This is a genomic window from Salmonella sp. SAL04214 (assembly GCF_046550615.1).
GTDB lineage: Bacteria > Pseudomonadota > Gammaproteobacteria > Enterobacterales > Enterobacteriaceae > Salmonella > Salmonella enterica.
Genome location: NZ_JBGDXT010000037.1, coordinates 1 through 508, shown reverse-complemented (window position 1 = coordinate 508; position 508 = coordinate 1). Strand labels below are relative to the sequence as shown.

Here is a 508-nt window from a genome sequence, read left to right as displayed (position 1 = left end):
GATTTGATGTTACCTGATGCTTAGAGGCTTTTCCTGGAAGCAGGGCATTTGTTGCTTCAGCACCGTAGTGCCTCGTCGTCACGCCTCAGTGTTAAAGTGAACCGGATTTACCTGGAACACACACCTACACGCTTAAACCGGGACAACCGTCGCCCGGCCAACATAGCCTTCTCCGTCCCCCCTTCGCAGTAACACCAAGTACGGGAATATTAACCCGTTTCCCATCGACTACGCCTTTCGGCCTCGCCTTAGGGGTCGACTCACCCTGCCCCGATTAACGTTGGACAGGAACCCTTGGTCTTCCGGCGAGCGGGCTTTTCACCCGCTTTATCGTTACTTATGTCAGCATTCGCACTTCTGATACCTCCAGCAACCCTCACAGGCCACCTTCACAGGCTTACAGAACGCTCCCCTACCCAACAACACACAGTGTCGCTGCCGCAGCTTCGGTGCATGGTTTAGCCCCGTTACATCTTCCGCGCAGGCCGACTCGACCAGTGAGCTATTA

Annotated in this window: 1 rRNA gene; it reads right to left on the bottom strand. The window is 54.9% G+C overall.

The features are described 5' to 3' along the window. Window positions 1–508, bottom strand: a 23S ribosomal RNA gene (locus ACLJQD_RS22950); the annotation flags it as partial.